This window comes from Pseudomonas donghuensis (assembly GCF_000259195.1).
Classification (GTDB): Bacteria; Pseudomonadota; Gammaproteobacteria; order Pseudomonadales; family Pseudomonadaceae; genus Aquipseudomonas; species Aquipseudomonas donghuensis.
The window spans coordinates 5,950-14,271 of record NZ_JH650764.1 but is presented as its reverse complement, the minus strand read 5'-3'; the positions used below and the strand labels follow the sequence as shown (position 1 = coordinate 14,271).

Sequence of the window (8,322 nt, the reverse complement as noted above, 5' to 3'; positions counted from 1 at the left end):
CACGACGCTCGCCAAGCGGGAGTGTTGATTGCAGCGATCAGCCAGTGCCCGGAAGGCGCGGTGCGCTTCGATACCTATGCGGCCGGCAGCCGCTTGCGCGATACCGGCCTGGTCAGTGCCGGCGGCATGACCCGCGAAGCTGCGCTGGGCAAGATGTTCGCCTTGCTCGGTGCCGGGCTGGATGTGCAGGCGGCGGAGCACTGGTTCGCCCTGGACCTGTGCGGCGAACGCGCGCAGTAGAAAATGGCGGAAGGCAGCGGGAGTCGAACCTGCCCGGGAACGGCTGCCGTCCCCAACCGGGTTTGAAGCCCGGCCGCGCCACCGGGCGCGATTGCCTTCCTTGTACGGATTACTGCCCGGGCGATTGCGCCAGGGCATTGTCGGCGCGGATCTGCCGCCGATCACCAACACGCCGGGTCAGGCCGATGCGGTCGAAGTACTCGAGTATCTGCACGCTGCGTTTGCGGCCGATCCCCAAGACATCGCGAAACGCTGCGACCTGCACCACCGGGTCATCGCTGGCCAGCTGCAAGAGCATAGCCGCCATTTGCCTGATCGTGGCCTCAGGATAGAACAGATCGCGCACCACCTGATGCACCTGCCCCAATCGGCCGAGCTTGCGCAGCAGCACCCGCACCTCGGCCTCATCGACGGATAACGCCTTGGCCAGGTCACGTACCCAGGGGGGATCGAAGGCGCCGTCCACCAGCAACGGCTGCAACTGGCTCCACAGCAATGCATCCGCATCGCTAAGACGTATTCGATGTTCCGGCAAATGCAGCCACGGCCCGCTGCTACTCATCCTGTTGGCGGCGAGCAACTCATCCACCAGGCTGATGAATGCCGGACGCTCCAGCGCCAGGGCAACAAAGCGGCGCAAGCGGTCACGATCAGGGCCAAGCTGATCCGGTTCCTGCGTGTGGAAGCGCGCCAGCCCCTCCAACACTGAGTTTTGCAGCGCCTGCCAATGCTCACGGGTGAACAGCAGCGGGCCTTGCCGGGTGGCGATCACCTGGGCATTGGCGGGCAACTGCCAACTGCTGCGCAGGCGGTTGAACTGACGCTCCAGGCGCTGTGGATCAAGCCCGCCATCATCACAGGCGAGCAGCGCTGGCAAGGCCTGCTCCAGGCTGTCGGCACTCGCCAATGCCTGCAGCTGGGCCAGGCGTGCCTCGCTGCGGCGCTGGCGAGCAGGCGCAAAGGGATCGAGCACGCGACCACCGCCAAGGGTGCGCTGCGCACGCTGATCCCGCAGCACCAAACGATCACCGTGCACCGCTTGCAGCGGCGCGTTAGTGAGCAACTGAGCGAACATGCGCGCGCCCGGCAGCAACTGCTCGCCTTGCAACAAGGCCACCCGGGCCGTGACATCCTGGGTGCCCAGGTGCACATGCACCGGGCTGAAATGCTCGAAGGCGCGCAGTTCGCTGGCCAGCAGCTGCAGCTCGATATCCAGGCGCTGGGTCGGCGCATGCAGCCACTCGGCGAGCAGCCAGTCGCCGCGGTGAACATGCTCAAGCTGCAGGCGCTCGGCGCTGATGTTCAAGGCGACCCGCTGCCCGGCATGAGCTTCGGTGGCCGGCTGGTTCTGCGCATGCAGGCCGCGCACCCGCACCGGCTTGCCGGTTTTGCCCAACAGCAAGGTGTCGCCCAGTTGCACACGCCCATCCAGGGCGGTACCGGTGACCACGATGCCCGCTCCGGCCACCGCAAAGGCGCGGTCGATGGCCAGGCGAAACCCGCCCTCGCGGCTGCGCTGGCTGACTTCACTCTGGGCCGCCAGCAAGGCCCGGCGCAGCGGTTCGATACCTTCGCCGGTCACGCTGGAAACCATGAACGGCACCGCGCCCGCATAAGGCCCGGCGGCCAGCAACACGCTGACCTGGGTCTGTACCTCCTGCACGCGCTGCGGCTCGACCCGATCGCACTTGCTGATCACCACCAGAGCACGCGCAATGCCCAGCAGTTCGACAATCGCCAGGTGCTCGCGGGTCTGCGGCATCACGCCGTCATCGGCGGCCACTACCAGCAGCACCAGGTCGATACCCTGGGCGCCAGCAAGCATGTTGTGGATAAAGCGCTCGTGGCCAGGCACGTCAATGAAACCGGTTAGCGGTGCGCCAGGGGTCAAGGCGGCATAGCGATAACCGAGGTCGATGGTCATGCCACGCTCACGCTCTTCCCGACGCTGGTCGCCGGCCTGGCCGGTCAAGGCTTCGAGCAGGGCGGTCTTGCCGTGATCGATATGCCCGGCGGTACCGACGATCACACCTGCACCTGCGGCAACTGCAACTGTGGCAACTGCGCCAGCCAGCCGGCTTCGTCATCCAGTTGGCGCAGGTCCAGCCACAGGGCATCGTCATCGATGCGCCCGAGCACCGGAAGCGGCAGGGCCCGCAACGCGGCTTCCAATCCATGCAAGGCGCGCCCACGCAGGCGCTTGGACACCTGCGGGCGTACACACAAGGCCGCGCTCGGCAAGCGCGCCACCGGTTGGCTGCCACTGCCGATCATGCCCAACGCAGGTTCTGCGCTGACCGCCCACTGTTCGCCCAGCGTTTTTGCCAATGCCGGCGCCAAGCATTCAGCCTGCTGGAGGATTTCGGCCTGTGGCCGGGTCAGCAGGCGCAGGCTCGGCAAGCGCGCGGCCAATTGGTCCGGGTTGCGGTACAGGCCCAGCACAGCTTCGAGGGCCGCAAGGGTCAGCTTGTCGACTCGCAAGGCGCGTTTGAGCGGGTTCTTCTTGATCCGCGCAATCAAGTCCTTGCGCCCGACGATGATCCCCGCCTGGGGCCCGCCCAGCAGTTTGTCGCCGCTGAAGGTGACGATATCGGCGCCATCGGCCAGCGCCTGGCGCACAGTGGGTTCGGCCGGCAGGCCCCAGCGGGTGAGGTCGAGCAAACTGCCGCTGCCCAGGTCCTCCAGCAACGGCAAAGCGTGGCGATGGGCCAACTGCGCCAGTTCTGCCGTCGGTACCTGGGTGGTGAAGCCCTGGATGCTGTAATTGCTGCAGTGCACGCGCATCAACAGGCCGCTGCGGGGGCCGATCGCCGCTTCGTAATCGCGGGCGTGCGTGCGGTTGGTAGTCCCCACCTCATGCAGCTTGACCCCGGCGCGGGCCATGATGTCGGGAATACGAAAAGCGCCGCCGATCTCGATCAGTTCGCCGCGGGAGATGATCCCTTCCTTGCGCGCCCCCAGGCTGTTGAGCGCCAGCAGGACGGCAGCGGCATTGTTGTTGACCACGGTGACGGCCTCGGCACCGGTGAGTTCGCGGATCAGGCCTTCGATCAGGTCATCACGGTCGCCGCGCTTGCCACTGGCCAGGTCGAATTCAAGGTTGAGCGGGTAGCGGGCAGCCAGTTGCACGGCGTCGATGGCCTCCTCGGGCAGCAAGGCCCGCCCCAGGTTGGTGTGCAACACCGTGCCTGTGAGGTTGAACACCCGGCGGACCTGGCTGCGGTGCTGGGCAGCAAGGCGCTCAGCAGCCCGGCCCAGCAGCACGGGGGCGGCCAGCTCGGCGGCATCCAGTTGACCGAGCCTGACATCGTCGCGCAGGTCGTCGAGCAGTTGGCGCAGGCTGGCCAGGACCGCATCGCGGCCGTAGCGGTCGACCAGCGCAAGGCTGGCGGGGTGGCGCAACAGGGTGTCGATGGAGGGTAGGCGGGTCGGGAGCTTGGCGAGGTTGGACGACATTCAGACGGTTCTCAACTTCAGCGTTGACCTAGTGGGAGCTGGCTCACCAGCGATGGCGTCACTACCGTCCTGGCGATGGACCGCAGCGCCTGCATCGCTGGCAAGCCAGCTCCCACAGGGTTCGGGTGGCATGGGCAAAACCTCAGTGTAGACCCTATCTCACTCCCCTCCCGGCGCCAGCAACAAGTTCGGCGCCAGGCGTTGAAATCCTTCCTGATCCAGGCGCATATCCAGCGCCAGGCTGGCCAGGTCGGCCGACAGCGCTTCGGCATCGGCGTCGTTTTCCAGGTAGATGTGCTTGAGGTAGGCGTTGCAGCCCGGACAGCACTCGGCCTGCAGCGGTGCCTTGGCGCTGGCATGGCGGTCGTCCTCGAAGCTGAAATACTTCAGGTCCTTGCTCTGCTCGCAGTACACGCACTTGACCCGCACCACATGCCATTCGCAGGCACACAGCGAACACACCAGGTAACGCAGGCCGTTGTATTTGCCGCGGTGGCGGATCACCCCGGCCATCGCCGGTGAACCACAGGCCGGGCATTGGCACAGGCTGTCCGCTGCCTTCAACTCGACACCCTGCAGGCTCAGCAACCAATGGCTCCAGGCTGCCTGCAACGCAGCGCCGAGAAACGGCACCAACGCCGCCGGTACCAGGCTGTACTGGCCTGTGAGCAAGGCGATGGCCCACAGCTTGCGCTGTTCGTCGGCAGCACGCTGCAGTACTGCCACCGCATCCGCCACAGCGCCATGCGAAGCCGGATAGCGCTGCAACAACGCTTGCAGATAGGCCAGCCAACGGCCTTCGCGCACCAGGCTGTCGGCCGCCAGCGGTGGCAAACCGTGCTCCACACACAAGCGCTGGCGTTCAATGTCACTGGGGGCCGCGACAGGCGGTTGATCCAGCAGGCTTTGCTGCACCTGGCACAGGCCGGCCAGCAGCCGCAGGTAGTCCGCCAGCGGGTTGCCCGCAGCCAGTTGTTCCAGCCGCTGTGCGCGCAGAGTGAACAGATTGTTTGGCGGCAAGTGCAGAAACGGCGGCGTACTGGCCGCCGCTTCGATCTGCCCGGGTTCAAGAAGGGTGCTCAAGCGCTCATCCTTTTTTGTTGATCGGCGGCTCCGGTTGTTTATCGCCGGTCACCTCCCGATACCACAGCTCATGGTGTTTTTTCGCCCAGGCGCGGCTGACCCCGCCATGCAACATGGCGCTGGCCGAACCCTTGATCCAGATGCCCGCGTAAATGTGGACGATGATGCTCAGCACCAGCACGAACGCCGCCAGCGCGTGCAGCAAGGTCGCCAGGCGAATCGAGCCGATGCCGAAGTAGCTGCTGAAGTAAGCGCGCCAGATCACCACGCCGCTGATCAACAGCACCAGCATGCACAGCAGCAAGGTCCAGAACAGCAGCTTTTGCCCGGGGTTGTACTTGCCGATCGGCGGTACGCCCTCCTCTTCGTTGCGCATTACCCGGTCGATGCGTTTGAGCCACAGGCGATCGTTGGCGATAAAGTAATTCGCCCGCCAGAAACGCAGCACCAGGCCAAGAAAGAACACGAACATCAACACGCCCATGAACGGATGCAATATGCGCGTCCAGGGACCGCCGCCGAACAGATGGCTGAGCCAGTACAGCGCCGGGTGAAACAGCGCCAGCCCCGACAACGCGGCCATGATGAAGAGGATCGCCACCAGCCAGTGGTTGGTCCGCTCGTTGGCGTTGTAGCGCTGGATCGGTTTGTCGTTCATGGTCGTTCCTCCCCTTGCCCACCTGGCCGGTTCGGGTCATAGACATGCACCGCAGGGTCGACCACATGCACGCTGGTATCCGGCGGGCTGGGGTGCTCGTCTTCCTCGACCCGTTGCGGGCCGACGCGCACATAATGGAAGAACCCGGCCAGCACCGCCGCGCCCATGGCCAGCAGCGCCAGAGGCTTGGTCACGCCTTTCCACAAACCCACCAGCGGGCTGATGATGGGCTGGTCTGGAAGGCCGGCATACACGCGTGGCGTATCGGCGTGATGCAGCACATACATCACGTGGGTACCGCCGACACCATCGGGGTCATACAAACCAGCGTTGTCGAAGCCACGCGACTTGAGGTCGACGATGCGCTCGGCGGCATGCTCCTTCATGTCCTGCTTGCTGCCAAAGACAATGGCGCCGGTCGGGCAGGTTTTCACGCAGGCCGGCTCCAGCCCCACCGACACCCGGTCGGAACACAGGGTGCACTTGTAGGCCTTGTGGTCCTTCTGCGAGATCCGCGGGATATTGAACGGGCAGCCGGTGATGCAGTAACCGCAGCCGATGCAGTGGTCCTGGTTGAAATCGACGATGCCGTTGGCATGCTTGATGATCGCCCCCGGGCTCGGGCAGGCCTTCAGGCACCCAGGCTCGGCGCAGTGCATGCAGCCGTCCTTGCGGATCAGCCACTCCAGGTTGCCCTCGTCGGTCTCGTGCTCGGTGAAGCGCATGAGGGTCCAGGTTTCGGCGCTCAGGTCCTGTGGGTTGTCGTAGGTGCCATGGTTGTGACCGACCTCGTCACGCAGCTCGTTCCATTCCGAACAGGCCACCTGGCAGGCTTTGCATCCGATGCACTTGGTGGTGTCGATCAGCTTGGCCACTTCCTCCTGATGACGGATCGACGAAGGGGCGGTGGTGGTGGCCGAACGGGCGATGATGTCTTGGCTGGCCATCAGATTTTCTCCACATTGACCAGGAACGACTTCGATTCCGGGGTCTGGGTGTTGCCATCACCGAGGAACGGCACCAGGGTGTTGGTCAGGTAGCCGTGTCGGGTTACCCCGGTAAACCCCCAGTGCAACGGAATGCCGATCTGGTGCACGGTCTGGTTGTTGACCTGCAGCGGACGAATCCGCTTGGTCACCACCGCGACTGCCTCGATATGCCCACGCTTGCAGGAGACCCGTACCCGGTCACCGGCGGCGATACCCTTCTCCTTGGCCAGGGCTTCGCCGATCTCGACAAACTGCTCGGGCTGGGTCACGGCGTTGATCGGACAGTGCTTGGTCCAGAAGTGGAAGTGCTCGGTCAGGCGGTAGCTGGTGGCCGCGTAAGGGAAGTCCTTGGCTTGCCCCAGGCTGTCCCACACCGAATCGAACACCCGCCCGGCCGGGTTGCTGGTCGCCTGCTTGTTGTTCGGGTGCAACGGGTTGATCCCGATTGGCGTCTCGAACGGCTCGTAATGCTCGGGGAATGGCCCTTCGGCCATCTTGTCCAGGGCAAAGAAGCGCGCGACCCCTTCGGGGTTCATGATGAACGGGTTCATCCCCGACTCCGGCGCCGCATCAACCTTGAAGTCCGGCACATCGGTGCCACCCCACGCCTTGCCGTTCCACCACACCAGGCGCTTGTTCGGCGCCCACGGCTTGCCTTGAGGGTCGGCCGAGGCACGGTTGTAGAGAATCCGCCGGTTCATCGGCCAGGCCCAGGCCCAGCCCAGGTTTTGCTTCATCCCGTACGGGTCGGCGTTGTCGCGCCGGGCCATCTGGTTACCCTGCTCGGTCCAGCTGCCAGAGAAAATCCAGCAACCGGAGGCGGTGCTGCCATCGTCCTTGAGCTGGGCGAAGCCGGCCAGTTGCTGCCCGGCCTTGACCAGCGCCCCCGAGGCATCGGTGACATCGGCCACGGCGTAGCCACTGAACTCCTTGGCGATTTCTTCCGGCGTCGGTTCTTCGGGCACCTTGTAGGGCCAATTGAGCTTGAGGATCGACTCGGCCCAAGCGCCGCCGTCGCGCTGATAACGCTCGCGCAGGCGCAGGAACAGCTCGCTCATGATGCGCACGTCGGTACGCGCCTGTCCCGGCCCTTCGGCGCCCTTCCAGTGCCATTGCAACCAGCGGCTGCTGTTGACCAGCGAGCCATCCTCCTCGGCAAAGCAGGTGGTGGGCAGGCGAATGACCTCGGTCTGGATATTGGCCGTCTCGACATCGTTGAACGGCCCGGCATTGCGCCAGAACTCCGAGGTCTCGGTGGCCAGTGGGTCCATCACCACCAGCCACTTGAGCTTGCTCAGGGCGGCGGTAACACGGTTCTTGTCGGGCAAGGCGGCAATCGGATTGAAGCCCTGGCAGAAGTAACCGTTGACCTGTTCCTTGGCCATCATGTCGAACATTTTCAACACGTCGTAACCGGGGATATCCAGCTTCGGCAGGTAGTCATAGCCCCAGTTGTTCTCGACCGTGGCGTTGGCGCCATACCAGGCCTTCATCAGGCTGACATGGAACTTGCCATAGTTCTGCCAGTAGGACAGCTGCCCCGGCCGCAGTGCCTTGGGCGCACGCTTGGCGATGTAGGCGTTGTAGTCTTGCTCGGCATCCGCGGGCAGGGTCAGGTAACCGGGCAGCAGGTTGGACAACAGCCCAAGGTCTGTCAGCCCCTGGATATTGGAGTGCCCACGCAAGGCGTTGACTCCGCCACCCGGCATGCCGACGTTGCCCAGTAGCAACTGGACCATGGCGGCACTGCGGATGATCTGCGAGCCGATCGAATGCTGAGTCCAGCCCAGGGCATAAAGAATCGTCATGGTCTTGCCCGGTTGCGAGCAAGTAGCGATCTCTTCCCAGATCTTGCGCATGCTGTCGGCCGGCATACCGCAGATCTGGCTGGCCAGT

At 64.6% G+C, this 8,322-nt stretch carries 6 protein-coding genes, 1 tRNA gene and 1 pseudogene; 1 reads left to right on the top strand and 7 read right to left on the bottom strand.

All coding sequences use genetic code 11. The features are described from left to right. A pseudogene (locus UW3_RS29495) lies at positions 1 to 240 on the top strand (asparaginase); the annotation flags it as partial. A gap of 4 nt (positions 241 to 244) precedes the next feature. Here the strand turns inward: UW3_RS29495 and UW3_RS0112475 are convergent. The 7 genes from UW3_RS0112475 to fdnG all read right to left on the bottom strand — a co-directional run. After that, positions 245 to 340 (bottom strand) — tRNA-Sec (locus UW3_RS0112475). 9 nt (positions 341 to 349) lie between these two features. After that, positions 350 to 2,269: a selenocysteine-specific translation elongation factor gene (gene selB / locus UW3_RS0112470; protein ID WP_010222819.1), complete on the bottom strand. Its 1,920-nt coding sequence runs from the start codon at positions 2,267 to 2,269 to the stop codon at positions 350 to 352. Beyond that, complete coding sequence (selA, locus tag UW3_RS0112465) at positions 2,266 to 3,696, bottom strand: L-seryl-tRNA(Sec) selenium transferase (RefSeq protein ID WP_010222818.1); 1,431 nt, start codon at positions 3,694 to 3,696, stop codon at positions 2,266 to 2,268. The genes selB and selA overlap by 4 nt, the downstream gene beginning before the upstream one ends. A gap of 159 nt (positions 3,697 to 3,855) precedes the next feature. Beyond that, positions 3,856 to 4,779 carry a formate dehydrogenase accessory protein FdhE gene (gene fdhE, locus UW3_RS0112460; protein ID WP_010222817.1) on the bottom strand — a complete coding sequence of 308 codons (924 nt, stop codon included), beginning with the start codon at positions 4,777 to 4,779 and terminating at the stop codon, positions 3,856 to 3,858. Positions 4,780 to 4,783: 4 nt separating this feature from the next. Continuing rightward, positions 4,784 to 5,437 (bottom strand): formate dehydrogenase subunit gamma, encoded by a 654-nt coding sequence (locus tag UW3_RS0112455; protein ID WP_010222816.1) that lies wholly within the window; start codon positions 5,435 to 5,437, stop codon positions 4,784 to 4,786. Continuing rightward, positions 5,434 to 6,384, bottom strand: a complete 951-nt coding sequence (gene fdxH / locus UW3_RS0112450; RefSeq protein ID WP_010222815.1) for a formate dehydrogenase subunit beta — start codon at positions 6,382 to 6,384, stop codon at positions 5,434 to 5,436. Before fdxH ends, UW3_RS0112455 begins: the two co-directional genes overlap by 4 nt. Further along, a partial coding sequence (fdnG, locus tag UW3_RS29490; protein WP_237716751.1) for a formate dehydrogenase-N subunit alpha occupies positions 6,384 to 8,322 on the bottom strand: 1,939 nt, incomplete at its 5' end. The genes fdnG and fdxH, both read right to left, overlap by 1 nt.

Bases quoted from the DNA above. Each gene is read 5' to 3' on its own strand.
- selA (WP_010222818.1), bottom strand. From the start codon at position 3,696: ATGTCGTCCAACCTCGCCAAGCTCCCGACCCGCCTACCCTCCATCGAC.
- UW3_RS0112455 (WP_010222816.1), bottom strand. From the start codon at position 5,437: ATGAACGACAAACCGATCCAGCGCTACAACGCCAACGAGCGGACCAAC.
- fdxH (WP_010222815.1), bottom strand. From the start codon at position 6,384: ATGGCCAGCCAAGACATCATCGCCCGTTCGGCCACCACCACCGCCCCT.